The sequence below is a fragment of the Oceanibaculum pacificum genome, assembly GCF_001618175.1.
In the GTDB taxonomy this organism is placed as follows: Bacteria; Pseudomonadota; Alphaproteobacteria; order Oceanibaculales; family Oceanibaculaceae; genus Oceanibaculum; species Oceanibaculum pacificum.
This window is the reverse complement of the sequence record NZ_LPXN01000079.1, coordinates 1-15345: the sequence shown is the minus strand read 5'-3', so window position 1 is coordinate 15345 and position 15345 is coordinate 1. Positions and strand designations below refer to the sequence as shown.

General features: G+C 64.9%; 22 protein-coding genes and 1 tRNA gene. 14 read left to right on the top strand and 9 right to left on the bottom strand.

Going from position 1 to position 15345, the window contains the following annotated elements; genetic code table 11:
- Positions 1 to 8 precede the first annotated feature (8 nt).
- The 5 genes from AUP43_RS05665 to ptsN all read left to right on the top strand — a co-directional run bounded on the left by AUP43_RS05665 (position 9) and on the right by ptsN (position 4486).
- Positions 9 to 857: an LptA/OstA family protein gene (locus AUP43_RS05665; RefSeq protein WP_232314886.1), complete on the top strand. Its 849-nt coding sequence runs from the start codon at positions 9 to 11 to the stop codon at positions 855 to 857.
- Between the two features lie 33 nt (positions 858 to 890).
- Entirely contained in the window at positions 891 to 1676 is a 786-nt protein-coding gene (lptB, locus tag AUP43_RS05660; RefSeq protein ID WP_067553666.1) for an LPS export ABC transporter ATP-binding protein, read from the top strand.
- 35 nt (positions 1677 to 1711) lie between these two features.
- Complete coding sequence (rpoN, locus tag AUP43_RS05655) at positions 1712 to 3256, top strand: RNA polymerase factor sigma-54 (RefSeq protein WP_067553664.1); 1545 nt, start codon at positions 1712 to 1714, stop codon at positions 3254 to 3256.
- 151 nt (positions 3257 to 3407) lie between these two features.
- Positions 3408 to 3986: a ribosome hibernation-promoting factor, HPF/YfiA family gene (hpf, locus tag AUP43_RS05650; protein ID WP_067553662.1), complete on the top strand. Its 579-nt coding sequence runs from the start codon at positions 3408 to 3410 to the stop codon at positions 3984 to 3986.
- A 35-nt stretch (positions 3987 to 4021) separates the two neighbouring features.
- A complete protein-coding gene (gene ptsN, locus AUP43_RS05645; RefSeq protein ID WP_067553659.1) occupies positions 4022 to 4486 on the top strand; it encodes a PTS IIA-like nitrogen regulatory protein PtsN in 465 nt (154 codons plus the stop codon).
- 21 nt (positions 4487 to 4507) lie between these two features.
- On the opposite strand, the gene AUP43_RS05640 is transcribed toward ptsN, so the two are convergent.
- The 4 genes from AUP43_RS05640 to AUP43_RS05625 form a co-directional block, all read right to left on the bottom strand.
- The gene (locus tag AUP43_RS05640) at positions 4508 to 4726 is read right to left on the bottom strand and encodes a DUF1150 family protein (protein ID WP_067553657.1); all 219 of its coding nucleotides are present in this window, start codon (positions 4724 to 4726) and stop codon (positions 4508 to 4510) included.
- A gap of 149 nt (positions 4727 to 4875) precedes the next feature.
- Positions 4876 to 5310 (bottom strand): Hsp20 family protein, encoded by a 435-nt coding sequence (locus tag AUP43_RS05635; RefSeq protein ID WP_067553655.1) that lies wholly within the window; start codon positions 5308 to 5310, stop codon positions 4876 to 4878.
- 151 nt (positions 5311 to 5461) lie between these two features.
- Entirely contained in the window at positions 5462 to 5650 is a 189-nt protein-coding gene (locus tag AUP43_RS05630; protein ID WP_067553653.1) for a hypothetical protein, read from the bottom strand.
- Between the two features lie 221 nt (positions 5651 to 5871).
- Complete coding sequence (locus tag AUP43_RS05625; protein WP_067553651.1) at positions 5872 to 6438, bottom strand: CHAP domain-containing protein; 567 nt, start codon at positions 6436 to 6438, stop codon at positions 5872 to 5874.
- Between the two features lie 172 nt (positions 6439 to 6610).
- Between AUP43_RS05625 and AUP43_RS05620 the strand changes: the two genes are divergently transcribed.
- The 4 genes from AUP43_RS05620 to AUP43_RS05605 all read left to right on the top strand — a co-directional run bounded on the left by AUP43_RS05620 (position 6611) and on the right by AUP43_RS05605 (position 9388).
- Positions 6611 to 7333 carry a haloacid dehalogenase type II gene (locus AUP43_RS05620; RefSeq protein WP_067553649.1) on the top strand — a complete coding sequence of 241 codons (723 nt, stop codon included), beginning with the start codon at positions 6611 to 6613 and terminating at the stop codon, positions 7331 to 7333.
- Positions 7334 to 7966, top strand: coding sequence for a MarC family protein (locus AUP43_RS05615; RefSeq protein ID WP_067553647.1), 633 nt, complete (start codon positions 7334 to 7336; stop codon positions 7964 to 7966). It abuts the gene before it with no gap.
- 81 nt (positions 7967 to 8047) lie between these two features.
- Positions 8048 to 8638 (top strand): carbonate dehydratase, encoded by a 591-nt coding sequence (gene can / locus AUP43_RS05610; protein ID WP_067553645.1) that lies wholly within the window; start codon positions 8048 to 8050, stop codon positions 8636 to 8638.
- Between the two features lie 186 nt (positions 8639 to 8824).
- The gene (locus AUP43_RS05605) at positions 8825 to 9388 is read left to right on the top strand and encodes an HNH endonuclease (protein WP_067553643.1); all 564 of its coding nucleotides are present in this window, start codon (positions 8825 to 8827) and stop codon (positions 9386 to 9388) included.
- Here AUP43_RS05605 and AUP43_RS05600 read toward each other — a convergent pair.
- Genes AUP43_RS05600 through AUP43_RS05580 form a run of 5 tightly spaced genes read right to left on the bottom strand, consistent with a single transcriptional unit; the run spans position 9358 to position 11807 of the window.
- Positions 9358 to 9933, bottom strand: a complete 576-nt coding sequence (locus AUP43_RS05600) for a nucleotidyltransferase family protein (protein WP_067553637.1) — start codon at positions 9931 to 9933, stop codon at positions 9358 to 9360. The genes AUP43_RS05605 and AUP43_RS05600 overlap by 31 nt on opposite strands.
- Complete coding sequence (locus tag AUP43_RS05595; protein ID WP_067553636.1) at positions 9930 to 10136, bottom strand: heavy-metal-associated domain-containing protein; 207 nt, start codon at positions 10134 to 10136, stop codon at positions 9930 to 9932. Before AUP43_RS05595 ends, AUP43_RS05600 begins: the two co-directional genes overlap by 4 nt.
- Positions 10137 to 10140: 4 nt before the next feature.
- Entirely contained in the window at positions 10141 to 10695 is a 555-nt protein-coding gene (locus AUP43_RS05590; RefSeq protein ID WP_067553635.1) for a demethoxyubiquinone hydroxylase family protein, read from the bottom strand.
- A complete protein-coding gene (locus AUP43_RS05585) occupies positions 10692 to 11189 on the bottom strand; it encodes a disulfide bond formation protein B (RefSeq protein ID WP_067553632.1) in 498 nt (165 codons plus the stop codon). The genes AUP43_RS05590 and AUP43_RS05585 overlap by 4 nt, the downstream gene beginning before the upstream one ends.
- Before the next feature lie 9 nt (positions 11190 to 11198).
- Positions 11199 to 11807, bottom strand: coding sequence for a YqaA family protein (locus tag AUP43_RS05580; protein WP_067553630.1), 609 nt, complete (start codon positions 11805 to 11807; stop codon positions 11199 to 11201).
- A gap of 123 nt (positions 11808 to 11930) precedes the next feature.
- On the opposite strand from AUP43_RS05580, the gene AUP43_RS05575 reads away from it, so the two are divergent.
- The 5 genes from AUP43_RS05575 to modC all read left to right on the top strand — a co-directional run bounded on the left by AUP43_RS05575 (position 11931) and on the right by modC (position 15249).
- Positions 11931 to 12017, top strand: a tRNA-Leu gene (locus AUP43_RS05575).
- A gap of 137 nt (positions 12018 to 12154) precedes the next feature.
- Positions 12155 to 12469, top strand: a complete 315-nt coding sequence (locus AUP43_RS05570; protein WP_067553628.1) for a BON domain-containing protein — start codon at positions 12155 to 12157, stop codon at positions 12467 to 12469.
- A gap of 146 nt (positions 12470 to 12615) precedes the next feature.
- Complete coding sequence (gene modA, locus AUP43_RS05565) at positions 12616 to 13392, top strand: molybdate ABC transporter substrate-binding protein (RefSeq protein WP_067553626.1); 777 nt, start codon at positions 12616 to 12618, stop codon at positions 13390 to 13392.
- A 34-nt stretch (positions 13393 to 13426) separates the two neighbouring features.
- Positions 13427 to 14140 carry a molybdate ABC transporter permease subunit gene (gene modB, locus AUP43_RS05560; RefSeq protein ID WP_067553623.1) on the top strand — a complete coding sequence of 238 codons (714 nt, stop codon included), beginning with the start codon at positions 13427 to 13429 and terminating at the stop codon, positions 14138 to 14140.
- The gene (modC, locus tag AUP43_RS05555) at positions 14137 to 15249 is read left to right on the top strand and encodes a molybdenum ABC transporter ATP-binding protein (protein WP_067553621.1); all 1113 of its coding nucleotides are present in this window, start codon (positions 14137 to 14139) and stop codon (positions 15247 to 15249) included. The genes modB and modC overlap by 4 nt, the downstream gene beginning before the upstream one ends.
- Positions 15250 to 15345: the final 96 nt, after the last annotated feature.

Sequence of the window (15345 nt, the reverse complement as noted above, 5' to 3'; positions counted from 1 at the left end):
GCCGCGCTGTGAGCCACCTGGGAACCCTGGCCAGCATCCTGGGACGCCTGTTGCCGCTCGCCCTGCTGCTGGCGCTCCTGGCGCAGCCGGCGACGGCGCAGCTGGCGAGCATGAGCGGCGATGACGGGCCCGTCACCATCGAGGCGGATAACGGCATCGAATGGGTGCGTGACGCGCAGAAATACATCGCGCGCGGCAATGCCAAGGCGACCCGCGGCGACGTCACCGTGAACGCCGACACGCTGACCGCCACCTATCGCGACGGCAAGAATGGTCAGACCGAAATCTGGCGGTTGGAGGCGGAGGGCAAGGTCGTCATGCGCACGCCGACCGAAACCGCCTATGGCGACCGCGCGGTCTATAATATGGATTTGCAGCGCCTGCGCCTGACCGGCAAGAATCTGAAGCTGGTCGCCGGCAGCGATACCGTGACGGCGCGCGACACGATCGATTACTTTCAAGGCAAGCAGGTCGCGGTGGCGACGGGCGATGCGGTGGCGATCCGCCTGGACCGCCGGATCCGCGCCGATGTTCTGACCGCCCGCTTCCAGCCGGACCGGGCCAATCAGCTGCAGCTTGCCGAGGTGCAGGCCGATGGTAATGTGGTGATAACGACGCCGAACGAAGTCGCGCGTGGCAAGAGCGGGGTCTACGATGTGTCCCGCGAGATCGCCACGCTGACGGGAGATGTGAAGATAACCCAAGGCAAGAATCAGCTTAACGGGCAGCGCGCCGAGGTGAATATGCGCACCGGCGTCAGCCGCCTGCTGGCCGGCAAGGGCGGGGACGGGCGCGTGCGCGGCCTGTTCGTGCCGCAGGAGGGCAGCCGGTCCCCGGCGCCCGGCCGCAGTCAGTAGCCGATGGCCGGCAGGACGGAGGAGACGCGCGGGATGAACCTGGTTGCACCGGCCGAACGGCAGGACGAGAAGGGCGGCCCGCGCCTGGTGGCCGACAATAAGGGTCTGGTCGCCGGCAATCTCGGCAAGCAATACAAGAAGCGCCCCGTGCTGCGCGGGGTCAGCGTCTCTGTCCAGCGGGGCGAGGCGGTCGGCCTGCTGGGGCCGAACGGCGCCGGCAAGACCACCTGCTTTTACATCATCACCGGGCTGATCGCGCCGGATTACGGCACCATCATGTTGGATGGCGAGGATATCACCGACCTGCCGATGTATCGCCGCGCCCGGCTGGGCATCGGTTATCTGCCGCAGGAAGCCTCGATCTTCCGGGGCTTGTCGGTGGAGCAGAATATCCGCGCGGTCCTGGAGGTGGTGGAGGCCGATCCCGCCCGGCGCGAGGAATATCTCGACGAGCTGCTGGCCGAATTCTCGATCTCGCATTTGCGCCGCACACCGGCCATGGCGCTGTCCGGCGGCGAGCGGCGGCGTGTGGAAATCGCGCGCGCGCTTGCCTCGCGCCCCAGCTTCGTCTTGCTGGACGAGCCGCTTGCCGGCATTGACCCCATCGCCGTCGGCGATATTCGCGACCTGGTCAAGCACCTGAAGAATCGCGGCATCGGCGTGCTGATCACCGACCATAATGTGCGCGAGACGCTGGAGATCGTCGACCGCGCCTATATCCTGCATGACGGGCACGTCCTGATGGAGGGCGCACCCTCCGAGATCGTCGTCGACGAGGATGTACGCCGGGTCTATCTCGGGGAACGTTTCAGCCTATAGTGAAGCGGGACTAGGGCAGGGGGCGGGAACGGACCATGACGTTGGCGCAGCGGTTAGACCTGAGGCAGTCGCAGGCGCTGGTGATGACGCCGCAGCTGCAGCAGGCGATCAAGCTGCTGCAACTCTCCAACCTGGAACTCACCGATTACGTCGAGCGCGAGCTGGAGCAGAACCCGTTGCTGGAGCGCGACGAGGGCGATGGCGCCGACCGTCCGGCCGAGGGGCTGGGCATCGACGGCGATCCTGACGCCCCCGCCGTCGGCCCGTCCTCCGACCGGCTCGACACCATGACGTTGTCTTCCGCCGACACGCTGCCGGCCAGCGGGGAGAGCCCGCTGGACGCCAATAGCGACGACGGCAATCTATGGAGCAGCAACGAGGCGGCCGCCGGCGGCGAGGAATTCGACGGCGGCGAATCCCTAACCTGGAAGACCAGCGGCGGGCGCGGCGACTTCGAGGATGAGGAAGGCGGTTTCGACCGCACCCTCAGCGCCGAGAAAACCCTGTCCGAGCATCTCTCCGAACAGATCGGCATCGACTTCGCCGACCGCACCGAGCGGCTGATCGCCGCTTATATGGTCGGGCTGCTGGATGAATGCGGCTGGTTCACCGCCGATTGCGGCACCGTCGCCGAGGCGCTGCTGTGCCCCGTGGAGCGGGTGGAGGCGGTGCTGGCGCGCCTGCAGCGGCTCGACCCGCCGGGCATCTTCGCGCGCTCGCTGAAGGAGTGCCTGGCGCTGCAGCTGCGCGAGAAGAACCGGCTGGATCCCGCCATGCAGGCGATGCTGGATAATCTGCATCTGCTGGCCAATCGCGACCTGGCGGGGCTGCGCAAAATCTGTGGCGTCGACAATGAAGACCTGGCTGACATGGTCGCCGAGATCAAGGCGCTGAACCCGAAGCCGGGGGAAGCCTTCGCGCGCGACATCGCGCAGACGCTGGTGCCGGATATCTTGATGCGTCCCTCCGCCGATGGCGGCTGGCATGTCGAGCTGAACAGCGACAGCCTGCCCCGGGTGCTGGTGAATCGGCGCTATTATGCCGAGGTCAGCCGCATCGCCCGGCGCCGCGAGGATAAGGATTATCTGAGCGAGCAGTTCCAGTCGGCAAGCTGGCTGGTGAAGTCGCTGCACCAGCGCGCCACCACTATCCTGAAGGTCGCGACCGAGTTGGTGCGCCAGCAGGACGGCTTCTTCCGCCAGGGCGTGGAGCATTTGCGCCCGCTGGTGCTGCGCGACATCGCGGACGCCATCGGCATGCATGAGAGCACGGTCAGCCGGGTGACCAGCAATAAGTACATTTCCGGGCCGCGCGGCGTTTTCGAGTTGAAATATTTCTTCTCCGCCGCCATCTCGGCGATGGATGGGGCGGCGGCCCATTCGGCGGAAGCGGTGCGCTTCCGCATCAAGACGCTGATCGAGGCGGAGCAGGCGAGCGACGTTCTTTCCGACGACAAGATCGTCGAGATCCTCCAGGGCGACGGTATCGACATTGCCCGGCGGACGGTCGCTAAATACCGGGAATCGATGAGGATTTCGTCTTCCGTTCAGCGCCGCCGCGAGAAGGCGTTGCGGCTTTGATCCGGATTCCTGTTCGGTGCTTTTGTCAAGGTCTTGCCAGGAAGCCCGGGCTGCGCTTGACTCTGTAATGGAAGCGCAACTATGGTCCGCGCCTCTTAAACCGGCGGCTGGGTTTTCCTGCCGCCAACCGAGAACAGCAAACGGGGTGCTCATGCAGCTCACCGTCAAAGGCAAGCAGATCGATGTCGGCGATGCCCTCCGGGGTCATATCGATGACACGCTGAATGCCGAGGTCGACAAATATTTCGGCAAGGCCCTTGAGGCCTCCGTAGTGGTCTCCCGCGAAGGTTCGATGTTCAAGTCCGACATTTCCATTCATGTCGGGCGCGGCATTGATGTGCAGGCCAGCGGCGAGGCCGGCGATGCCTATATCGCCTTCGACAATGCCCGCGACCGGGTGGCCAAGCAGCTCCGCCGCTACAAGCGTCGGCTGAAGGACCACCACAAGGAAACCGCCAAGGGCGATGGGGTGCCGGCGCAATATTACATCCTGGCGCCCGAACCCGAGGAAGAGCCGGCGGAATCGGTGAATGGCGACGCGGCCATCATTGCCGAGATGAAGCAGGAAATCCCCACGCTGACGCCGAGCGACGCGGCCATGCGGGTGGATTTGGGGGATTTGCGGGTGCTGATGTTCCGCAACGCCGCCAGTGGCCGCATGAACGTGGTCTATCGTCGCAAAGACGGCAATATAGGGTGGATCGACCCCCAGGAAACGAAGGCGGTCTAGCGACTGCCGTATAAAATCGACGGGGCGAGAAGAGCATGGAAATCATGGATTTGATCACGCCGACGGCGGTGATTGCCAATATGCGCGTGACCAGCAAGAAGCAGGCGCTTCAAGAGTTGGCGCGCCGGGCGTCCGATCTGACCGGTTTGGAAGAGCGCCAGATTTTCGACGTGCTGCTGGAGCGCGAGCGCCTGGGCACGACGGGTGTGGGCAATGGCATCGCCATCCCGCATGGCAAGCTGCCGCAACTGGACCGGCTATACGGAATCTTCGCCAAGCTGGAAAAGCCGGTGGATTTCGATTCCATCGACGAACAGCCGGTCGATCTGATGTTTCTGCTGCTGGCGCCGGAATCGGCCGGGGCGGATCATCTGAAGGCCTTGGCGCGGGTGTCCCGCCTGCTGCGGGACCGCAATATCTGCGGCAAGCTGCGCGGCTGCGACAGCGCTGACGCGATCTACGCCCTGCTGACCGAGACCCAGGCGAGCCACGCCGCCTGAGGCCCAGTCTTCGGGAGGGGGTCAGTGCAGGGGCACCGGCTCCATCTCGTTCTGCCGGATGGTGGCAAGGGCGATCGCCATATCGTCGACCACCAGCATCTGCGTGCCATCGGCCGCATGGATGGCGATCTGCGGCTTCTTCCCCTTCACCTTGATAGCGCGCACATAGGCGACATCGTTCATGCCCAGCAGGGCCAGGTCGTTGCGGGACAAGTGACGGATCTTTTCAAGCTCGTTCATGACTGTCTACCTTTCCCCCGTTCGCTCGGCCTGGACGGAAGCGCCGAGGCGGGGATTTCTGTAGGGGCCGGCATTACTATTCACCGGCAATTCCTACGCAATGCTTAAAGTGAGAATGGCGCAAGGCGGGCCGTGGTAAAGCCTGTTTTTCACGCCGCCGGAGGCTGGCCGGTCCCGCGGGCGGTGATCTCGATGCGGCGCACGGTGGATTCCGGCTCCGGCCGGCTCAGGCTCACATGCAGCAGGCCGTTATCCAGCTCGGCCCCGGTGACCAGCATGCCGTCGGCGAGGACGAAATTGCGCAGGAACTGGCGCGCGGCGATACCGCGATGGATGAATACCCGCTCGCCATCCTCGCCCTGACGGCCGCGAATCACCAATTGGCTGCCTTCGACAAGGATTTCCATATCGTCAGGACCGAAGCCGGCCACCGCCAGGCTGATGCGCCAGTCATTGGCGCCGGTCTGCTCGATATTGTAGGGCGGGTAGCCGTCCGGCGAGGATTTGCTGATCCTGTCGATCGCGCGTTCGAAGTGATCGAAGCCAAGCAGAAACGGGCTGTTGAACACCGACATACGGGTCATGCGACCTTCCTCCTCCGATGAGCGAGACGGCCTAGAGGTCAGGCTTTTACGGACCCGCGGATGCGGCATCCCAAGCCGGCGATCCGGTTGGCATCGCCGATATTCATGTAGGAAAGGTGGGAAGGACGATCAAGCGGTCGGGGCGGAGGAATCAGGCGCTCGCCAGGACCGGGCGGATACGGAAGCGCTGCTTGTCGGCCAGCACCGAAACCGCCAGGGTTATCGGGTCCCGCGTATGATCGACGGAGAGCAGGCGGGCATGCTGTATGCCCTCGATCTCGGCGACGCTTTCCACCTGCCAGCGCACATCGCCCCAGCGGCTGACGGTCTCAATCTGCATTCCGGGCTCGACCCGAATTGTACGATGCCACCCGAACATTTCCCCCTCCGTGAAACAGGTTCGATAGGCAAACCATGACTACGATAGTATCAATTTGAACCGAATCTGTTAATAGTTGATTAACGGGAGGTTTTGAAAAATATTCGTACTTAGAATTTGAATGGCGGTCCGAAATATAAATCGATTTTTATATAAATTAATTATTGTGTCGCGCGAATGACTCAGCGTTGTCCACGGGCATCTGCGAGGGTCGGGCGCTGATAGATAAAGCCATGCGCGGGATAGACCGCGCCGAAGGTGCCTTGCGTATTCATCAGCCGAACCTCGCTCCAGTCATTGTTCGGCGAGACATCGACCACTGGCTGGCGGGCATGGACCTTGCCGCGTGTACTCGAATCCCCGCCCCAATTGGCATGGGTCACAAGTATTCGCCGGGAATCCTGGATTGCCGCGACAACGCCGACATGGCCATAGCGCATGCGCGAGGTGCGCTCCAGCGCCAGCACCGCGCCCACTTCCGGCCGGTTGCCGCGGTCATAATGGCCCTGCGCCTTGTCCCACCAAGTCCAGGCGTCGCCGTAAATTTCAATGCCGGAGACCTGGCGCGCGAAGGGGACGCATTGCAGGAATTCATCAAGGTTCGGATAGGGCCGCAAGGGCGAGTGCGCGACCTGCATTGAGTGCGCGACCATCTCGACCGGCGCTTCGGCGGTCGGGCGCTGCTGCTGCGGTGGCTGCGCGCACGCCGCCAAAAGGGCGGAAAAAAAGATAATCGCTGCGACCCGCATTCCCGCGCCTCTTCAATGTGAACCTCCTCTTTAACCAAAAAATGTTTCAAGAACAAGTCTGTGACGCTTCTTTCTCACCTGTTTTGTGAGGCGATGCTCAATGAGGGGGCTTGCGGCGCGCCTGCGCCGGGGGAATGCTGCCGCGCTTAGGGAAATCCGAGGGAGGAAAAGAATGGGCATCGAAGCCTTGGCCGGCGTGAAGGCGCTGACCTATGACGTGTTCGGCACGGTGGTGGATTGGCGCAGCTCGGTCACCCGCGAAGGCGGTGAATTCGGTCGTGCGCACGGCATCGATCTCGACTGGCAGGCTTTCGCCGATGAGTGGCGCGGCCTGTATCAGCCATCGATGGAGAAGGTGCGCAGCGGCCAGCGCCCCTGGGCCAGGCTGGACGATCTGCACCGGGAAAGCCTGGTGGCGCTGCTGGAGAAAAAGGGAGTCACCGGCCTGCCAGACGATGCCATCGACCATTTCAACAAGGCCTGGCATCGGCTCGACCCCTGGCCGGAGGCGGTGGCCGGCCTGACGCGGCTAAAAAAGCGCTATATCCTGGCCACCATGTCGAATGGCAATATCGCGCTGATGGTGAACATGGCAAAGCGGGCCGGCCTGCCCTGGGACGTGATCCTGGGGGCGGAAGTCGCGCGCGCCTACAAGCCGCAGCCCGAAACCTATCTGCGCGGCGCCGAGGCGCTGGGGCTGAAGCCCGAGGAATGCGCCCTGGTCGCGGCCCACAATAATGATCTGCACGCCGCCGCCAAGGTCGGCTTCAAGACCGTATTCGTGCTGCGGCCGACCGAGCACGGGCCGGGCCAGACCAAGGATCTGGCGGCCGAGCCGGGCATCGACCTGGCGGTGGCCGACTTCCAGGACCTGGCGGACAGGCTGGGTTGCTGAATGGTCGACTGGTCGGATTATACCCGCTTTCTGGTCACGCTGTTCGCGGTGCTGACCCCATTCGCGGCGATTCCGATTTTCCTGTCGCTCACCGGCACCAGCACCCGACGCGAACAGATGGACACCGCCCGCACGGCGGCGCTGACCGTCTTCGCCGTGCTGGTCGGCTCCGCGCTGGCCGGCGATATCATCCTGCGCACCCTGGGCACCAGCCTGGATGCCTTCCGGGTCGGTGGCGGCATCGTGCTGCTGCTGATGGCGCTGTCGATGCTGAACGCCAAGGTCTCCGGCGTGCAGCAGACTCGCGAGGAGGCGATCGAGGCGGAGCAGCGCGAGACGGTCGGCGTGGTGCCGCTGGGCATCCCGCTGCTGGCCGGACCGGGCGCCATCTCCACCACCATCATCCAGATGCAGCGCGGCGAGGGGCTGCTGCATGCCGCCCTCATCATCGCCTGCATCCTGGTCATCTGCCTGCTGCTCTGGCTGTCGCTGCGCCTGGCCTCGCCGATCGGCGCGAGGCTGGGGCGCACCGGTCTGAATATTCTGAACCGCCTGTTCGGCCTGCTGCTGGCCGCCATCGCCGCGCAGATCCTGGCCAGCGGGTTGCTGGGCCTGTTCCCTGGCTTGCGATAGCGGGTTTGATGCCGACAGGGGGTGTTGCCGTGCCGCCGAATGCTATATTGAAGCGCAGCTTTCATAGTCCTAGAGGCGGCAATGGACCAGCTCTTCAAGCAGAACATCGATTGGGCTGCGGCCCGGGTGCAGGAAGACCCGGATTATTTCAAGCGCCTGTCCGGCCTGCAAACGCCGGAATATCTGTGGATCGGGTGTGCCGACAGCCGCGTGCCGGCGAACGTCATCACCGGTCTGCAGCCGGGCGAGGTGTTCGTGCACCGCAATGTCGCCAACCTGGTCAATCCGGGCGATCTGAACTGCCTGGCGGTGCTGCAATTCGCCATCGACGTGCTGAAGGTGAAGCATGTCATCGTCTGCGGCCATTATGGCTGCGGCGGCGTGCGGGCTGCCCTGAACAATGAGCGTCACGGGCTGATCGACTATTGGCTCCATCCGGTGCGCGACCTGGCCGAGGCGCACCGCGCCGAGTTGGACGCCATCGGCGATCCGGAGGAGCGGGTGAACCGCCTGTGCGAGTTGAGCGTCGTCGAGCAGGTGCGCCAGGTTTCCGACACGCCGATTATCCGCGACGCCTGGAACCGCGGCCAGCCGCTCACCGTGCATGGCTGGTGCTATGGGCTGGTCGACGGGCTGATCCGCGATCTGAAATGTTCGCGCAGCAGTTTATGACGGGCTGGAGCGTCGCTCATTAAACCAGCTTTAGCTGTTTATTGTCGTTATGTTACAACAAGCTGTGGCTGGCTGACGCGATCCATCAACTTGTTGTGTTTTGGTTTGCGGCAGGATATGCATATGCGCATTCTCTGATCGCCGCAGCCGGCGACGGCGCGGCGGCCCCAGCGAGGGAGGGTCGTCTTGGCGTTGACGTCTAACGACTGGCCGGCATTGGTGCTGAACGCCGATTTTCGGCCGCTCAGCTACTTCCCGCTGTCGCTGTGGAACTGGCAGGACACGGTGAAGGCGGTGTTCCTCGACCGGGTGAACATCCTGGCGCATTACGACCAGGCGGTCCGCTCGCCGAATTTCGAGATGCAGCTGCCTAGCGTGATCTCCCTGAAGCAATATGTGCCCGCCGCCCGAAGGCCGGCCTTCACCCGCTTCAACGTGTTCCTGCGCGACCATTTCTCCTGCCAATATTGCGGCGATCCCTTCCCCACCCCGGAACTGACCTTCGACCATGTGATCCCTCGCTCGCGCGGCGGGCGCACCAATTGGGAGAATGTCGTCACCGCCTGCGGCGCCTGCAATCTGGAGAAGGGCAACCGGCTACCGCGCGAGGTCGGCATGTTCCCGCTGGTCGAGCCGCACCAGCCGACCAGCTTCGAATTGCAGGATAATGGCCGGTCCTTCCCGCCCAACCATCTGCACAAAAGCTGGCAGGATTACCTTTACTGGGATTCCGAGCTGGAAGAGGCCTGATCGCCCTCCAGCCGCAGCCAGGGCCAGCGCTCCCGATAGCTCGCCGCCTTGGCCGCGAATGCCGTGGGATCGGGGCAGGCCGGGTTGGCGGCCAGCCGGCCGGCATAGAGCGCTTCCAGCCCATAGGGCGCCAACACCTCCCCCTCGCCGCTAATGCCGACACAGGTGCAGGCGACCGGGAAGCGGCCGATGCCGTCGAGCACGCTGGCGATGGGCGCGCACGGCACGCCGAAGCGGGCCTCGTACCACAGATGCACGCGCGCCTGGTTGCGGATATCGAGTGTCAGATAGGGATATAGCGCGCGCAGCTCTGCCTGCACTTTCTGCTCCGCCGCCTCGGACAAGTCTGGGTCGTAATAGAAGATGTCGTAGTCCTTCACCCCGGCATCCACCGGCTGGCGCTGCAGGCCGTTCCACACCGCCTGGACAACGGCGCCCGCGACCAGCGCGCCCTGCGGCAGGCCCATGGCGGAAATCGCGTAGAGTAGCGAGGCATTGGTCGGGCCGGACCGCACCCGGCGCAGCAGATCCTGTTCCAGCGTCACGAATCGAGCCGCCGCTCGACCGTGAAATCCGCCGCCTCGATGGCGTCCGCGAGGCCGGGGGCGTCGTCGCTGCCGCTGACCGTCACTTCGCCCTCGCGCAGATCGACCGTCACGACAGCCTGCGGGTAGCGCGCCAGCACCGCCTTGCGCAGGGCGGCGACGCAGCCCCCGCAGCTCATGCCGGAAACCTTGAAAGCCGGCATCGCGCTAGACTCGCTGCGACAGCCAGATGGCCAGGCGCGAGCCGGCCTTCACCGCGCCGCGCAGCAGCTCGAAGCCTGGCGTCTCGGCGGCGCCATGATCGTAGCCGATGTCGCGATGCTCCAGCTCCTCGGCGCGGAAGCGTTCGATGGTGTCCCGCAGGCCCGATTCGTCGTCGCCCAGCTTTTCCGCCTGCTCGCGATAATGTTCGTCGATCACCTCCTCGACCGCGACGGTGCACGCCATCGCCGCCTTCTCGCCCATCAGCGCGGTGGCCGCGCCCAGTGCGAAACCGGCGACGTGCCAGACCGGCTGCAAGGCGGTCGGCCGCACCCGGCGCTCCACGATCATCCGGCTGAACGTGTCCAGGTGCGCCTGCTCCTGCTCGCGCATATGGCGGATGGTGGCGGCGCTGGGGCTGCGGCCCAGCACGGCGAGCTGGCCTTCATAGATGCGCGCCGCGCCGTATTCGCCGGCATGGTCGACGCGGATCATCCGTTCGACCAGCTCTTTCGGGGCGAGATCGCCGGGCAGCCGGTCCTCGCCGGTGCGCTTGGTCATGATTCCTCCTTCAGGCTGCGCCGGGCGGTTGCGATGGCAAAACCCGCCAGCGCCAGCGATACCAGGAAATTATAGCCTGCCATGGAGATTCCCAGCAGGGACCACGCCACATCGTCGCAGCGCACCACCGGGGCGGCCAGCACCTGCGCCTTCAGGTCGGCCAGGCTGGCCGCCGCCCCGCCCATCGCCCCGCAGGAGGAGGTGCCCTGCCACCAGCCTTGCTCTACCCCGACATGGAAGGCCGCGATGCCGCCGCCGATCAGGAAGGCGAGCCCGGCCAGGGCCAGCAGCCCGCCCGCGGCGCCCCGGCTGCGTCGCACCGCCCAGCCGGCGGCCAGACCCAGCAGAATGGTCGCGACATAGGGCCAGCGCTGATAGACGCACAGCACGCAGGGCTGCAGTCCGCCGACATATTGCGACAGCAGCGCGGCACCCAGCACCAGGGCGCTCGCGAGCGCGATCAGATATCCGGCATATCGGGTCATCATCGGCATATAGGGTGCCTAGAGCAGATATTTCAGCGCCACGAAACCGCCGACCAGCAGCGCGAAGAACAGGAAGGTCAGCAGGCCCAGATGTTTTTCGATGACGCGCTGGATCGGCGGGCCGAAATACCACAGCAGGGCGGCGACCAGGTAGAAGCGCGCGCCGCGCGACAGCACGGAGGCGATCATGAAGATCGCGAAGTCCAGATGCGTCACGCCGCTGGCGATGGTGATGACCTTGTAGGGAAACGGCGTGAAGCCGGCCCCGGCCACGATCATCCAACCCCATTCATTATAGAGCTGGCTGAAGGCCGCGAATTTTTCCGCATAGCCGTAGAAATTAAGGATCGCCAGGCCAACGCTGTCGAACAGCAGATAGCCGATGACGTAACCCGCCGCGCCGCCCAGCACCGAGGCGACGGTGCAGATGGTGGCGATCCAGAAGGCGTTGCGCCGGTCGGCCAGCACCATAGGGATCAGCAGGATATCCGGCGGAATCGGAAACACGCTGCTCTCGACGAAGGAAACGCTGAACAGCGCCGTGCGGGCCCGCTTATGCGCCGCCCAATGCAGCGTCCAGTCATACAGCCGGTGCAGCGGGGAGCGCTTGGGGGTCGACTCGTCCATGAAAATCCGAATGCTGGGAAAGGCCGGCCCCAAGGCGTAGCAGCCCCGTTTCGCTGCGGCAAGCTGGCGGTTCCGATTGACGCCAGGATTCCGCTGGCTAATATGCCGCCACCGCAATGGCGGGCCCCTGTGGCGGAATTGGTAGACGCGACAGACTCAAAATCTGTTGTCTTAACAGGCGTGCTGGTTCGAGTCCGGCCAGGGGCACCATTGCGCGGCACTCCCTCGAAATCGTCGATCCGGTCTAATCCTCTTTTGCGACGCCGGGAACATTCTGGCGCGCATCCAGTTACCTATGCAGCGCGGAATTACCCGTGCGCTAGATAAACGGAACGAGGATACCTCCCATGCTTCAGCTCCTTCGCTTCAAGGGCTTTCTCGCGGTTGCGCTGGTTGCCGTCGCGCTCTCGGCCTGCTCGGTCTTCGAGGGTCGCCAGACGGCTGGCCAGTACACGGACGACGCCGCCATCTCCACCACGGTCAAGGCCAAGCTGATCGAGGATCCGGTGCTGAAGGCCTCGCAGATCAATGTCGAGACCTTCAACAACGTCGTGCAGCTCAGCGGCTTCGTCGATACCGCCACCGCCAAGAGCCGCGCCACCACCGTGGCGCAGGGCGTCAAGGGCGTGACCAGCGTGAAGAACGACATCGTCGTTCGCTAAAACGCGACGCTGCTTCCAAGAAGCCTTCTGCAAGCCTGCCGGCTCCCACCGGCAGGCTTCTTTTTTTGCCGTCGATGTATTCCACTGGACATATCGATGGTTTATCCTGCCCGCCGACATATCCGGTTAGATATATTGGGGGTGGAATGCGGATTGGTAAATTCCTTGCGGGGCTGGCGATCGCGGCGGGCGTGCTGGCGCAGCCGGCCCTGGCGCAGGACAAGACCCCGGTAACGGTGTTCGCCGCCGCCAGCCTGAAGAACGCGTTGGATGCGGTGGCTGGCGCTTGGATGAAGCAGGGGGGCATTCCCCCGCGCATCTCCTATGCCGGCAGTTCGGCGCTGGCCCGGCAGATCGAGCAGGGCGCGCCGGCGGATGTCTTCATTTCCGCCGACATCGACTGGATGGACTTCCTGCAGCAGCGCAACCTGGTGAAGCCGGAGACGCGCAGCAATCTGCTGGGCAATTCCATCGTGCTGGTGGCCCAGAAAGACACGGCGCAGAAGCTGACGATCGAGGCGGGGTTCCCGCTCGCCGATCTGCTGAAGGGCGGCCGCCTGGCGATGGCCGACACCAACGCCGTGCCGGCCGGCAAATATGGCAAGGCGTCGCTGGAATCGCTGGGGATCTGGGGCGCGGTCGAGAGCAAAATCGCCCAGGCGGAGAATGTGCGCGCCGCGCTGCTGCTGGTCTCACGCGGGGAGGCGCCCTACGGCATCGTCTACGCCACCGACGCGGCGGCCGATGCGAATGTCGAGATCGTCGGCACTTTCCCCGGCGACACGCATCCGCCGATCATTTATCCGGCGGCCGAGTTGGCGGGATCGAAAAACCCCGACGCCGCCGCCTTCCTTAGGCATGTTAAATCGCCCATGATGAAGCCGGTCTTCGAAAAGCAGGGCTTCACCGTTCTTGGGCAATAGACCGCGCATGAAATTACACCGCGGGCAGTGATAGATGGAGTGGCTGGCGCTCAGCCCGGACGAGGTCACCGCCGTCCGGCTCAGCCTTAAGGTGGCGCTGTGGGCGATGCTGTGCAGCCTGCCGCTCGGCGTTGCCGTGGCCTATGTGCTGGCGCGCTACGATTTCTGGGGCAAGGCGCTGCTGAACGGGCTGGTGCATCTGCCGCTGATCCTGCCGCCGGTGGTGACCGGCTATATATTGCTGCTGCTGTTCGGTCGGCAGGGGGCCATCGGCGGCTTCCTGGACCAATATTTCGGCATTGTCTTCGCTTTCCGCTGGACCGGTGCCGCGCTGGCCTGCGCGGTGATGGGCTTTCCACTGATGGTGCGCGCCATCCGGCTGTCCATCGAGGCGGTGGACAGAAGGCTGGAACAGGCCGCCGGCACGCTGGGGGCCAATCCGGCGATGGTGTTCCTGACCGTGACGCTGCCGCTGATCCTGCCTGGCGTGATCGCCGGTATGATCCTGTCCTTCGCGAAGGCGATGGGCGAGTTCGGCGCCACCATCACCTTCGTCTCCAACATTCCGGGCGAGACCCAGACGCTGCCGACGGCGATCTACGTCTTCACCCAGGTGCCGGGCGGCGATGCCGGCGCGCTGCGGCTGACGCTGGTCTCCGTGGCGATCTCGATGGCAGCATTGCTGGCCTCCGAGCTGTTGGCGCGCAAGGCTGCGGACCGGGTCGGCCAACGGGCGGGGGCGGCATGAGCCTGTCGGTCGACATCACCCATCGCCAGGGCGATTTCACGCTCGATGCTCGGTTCGAGAGCCAGGGCAACCTCACCGCCCTGTTCGGCCGCTCGGGCAGCGGCAAGACCACGCTGGTCAATATCGTCGCCGGGTTGATCCGTCCCAAGCGCGGCCGGGTGACAGTGGGCGACCTGGTGCTGCTGGACAGCGAGCGCGGCATCTTCCTGCCGCCGCATCGCCGCCGGGTCGGCTATGTGTTCCAGGAAGGCCGGCTGTTCCCGCATCTGACGGTGCGGCAGAACCTGCTCTATGGCCATTGGTTCGCCCCCCGCCAGGGCCGGCACGGTAGCCTGGAGCATGTCGTCGATCTGCTGGGCATCTCCGGGCTGCTGGCGCGCAAGCCGGCGCTGCTGTCGGGCGGCGAGAAGCAGCGTGTCGCCATCGGCCGGGCGCTTCTGGCCAGTCCCCGGCTATTGCTGATGGACGAGCCGCTGGCCTCGCTGGACGAAGGCCGCAAGGCGGAAATCCTGCCCTATATCGAACGGCTGCGCGACGAGGTGCGCATTCCCATCCTCTATGTCAGCCATGGCGTGGGCGAGGTGGCGCGCCTGGCCTCCACCCTGGTGCTGCTGAATGAGGGCGCGGTGGCGGCGGCCGGCCCGACGGCGGATATCATGGGCCGGCTCGATCTGTTTCCGATGACCGGCCGGGCCGAGGCCGGCGCGGTGCTGGAGACCCGCATCGTGGGGCAGGAGGCGGAATACGGCCTTACCCTGCTGCGCGCGGCCGGCGGGCTCATCCGGGTGCCGCGCATCGATCTGCCGACCGGATCGCCGATCCGCATCCGCATCCGCGCCCGCGACGTCATGCTGGCGCTGGAAAAGCCAGCCGGCATCAGCGCGCTGAACATTCTGCCGGCGACGGTGACCGAACTGCGGCCCGGCGATGGCCCCATCGTCGATGTTCGCCTGGATTGCGCCGGCGACGCGCTGCTCGCCCGCGTCACCCGCCGCTCGGTCGCGATGCTGGGCCTGCGCCCTGGCCTCGCGCTGCACGCCGTCGTGAAAAGCGTCGCCTTCGACCGCCGCAGCATCGCCCCCACCGGCGGCGACGGTGCGGAGGTGTGAGGGGACGTCTCTGTTCCCCGCCCTTATTGTTGTTCCAAATCCCCTGGGTCCAGCAAGCTGAACCGTGGACCCCCGGCACAAGGCCGGGGGTGACGG